Origin of the sequence: Idiomarina sp. UBA4206 (assembly GCF_002383015.1) — a bacterium.
Taxonomy (GTDB): Bacteria; Pseudomonadota; Gammaproteobacteria; order Enterobacterales; family Alteromonadaceae; genus Idiomarina; species Idiomarina abyssalis.
Genome location: NZ_DFTS01000064.1, coordinates 32,865 through 33,443 on the forward strand (window position 1 = coordinate 32,865; position 579 = coordinate 33,443).

The 579-nt window shown below is 51.6% G+C and carries 2 protein-coding genes; one reads left to right on the top strand and one right to left on the bottom strand.

Annotated features, from left to right (window positions below; translation table 11 throughout):
- Nucleotides 1-206 (bottom strand): hypothetical protein (locus tag B3180_RS13160; protein WP_286845003.1); only part of this gene is annotated, 206 nt, incomplete at its 3' end.
- 76 nt (nucleotides 207-282) lie between these two features.
- Here B3180_RS13160 and B3180_RS13165 point away from each other — a divergent pair.
- On the top strand, nucleotides 283-579 hold a 297-nt coding region (locus B3180_RS13165; protein ID WP_286845005.1), incomplete at its 3' end, for a CHRD domain-containing protein.

Sequence of the window (579 nt, forward strand, 5' to 3'; positions counted from 1 at the left end):
ATCCCGAGAATACGGGTCATTTCAGGCCAGGAGAGTAATGGAGGGCACTTCAAAAAGCGGGCGGTTATCAAGAGTACACCAGTCCACCAACAGATGATATCAAAGCGCAACATTTGCAAATCGCACTTAAAACCCACCAAGTGATAGCGACCATCCGCAACAAGCAATCGCACACCCACAATAATCAACACCCGAAAAAACTGCATTCTGCATCTATTTACCCGCAGCGCGCGTACACCTAAGGCAAGCAACACGATAAATCAAAATAAAGGATGGCAAATCATGATCGCAGGAAAACAACTCGCACTGACAGGGCTCGTCTGCGCAGCACTACTGACGCCACTCTCGGCTGTTGCCGGCCACACCAACCCGGTTCTGAAAGCAGAGCTGACCGGCGATGCCATGGCTGGCTCAGAGGGCGACGCTGCAGGCAGTGGAACAGCGTATGTCTTCGGCGTAGACGGTGATACCACCACCCTCTGTTACGTGATAGAAGTTAGCGGAATCAAAATGGTGCCGGTAAAAGAAGGCATGGCCGCCCATATTCACGAAGCAAGAAAAGGCAAAAGCGGTAGCGTG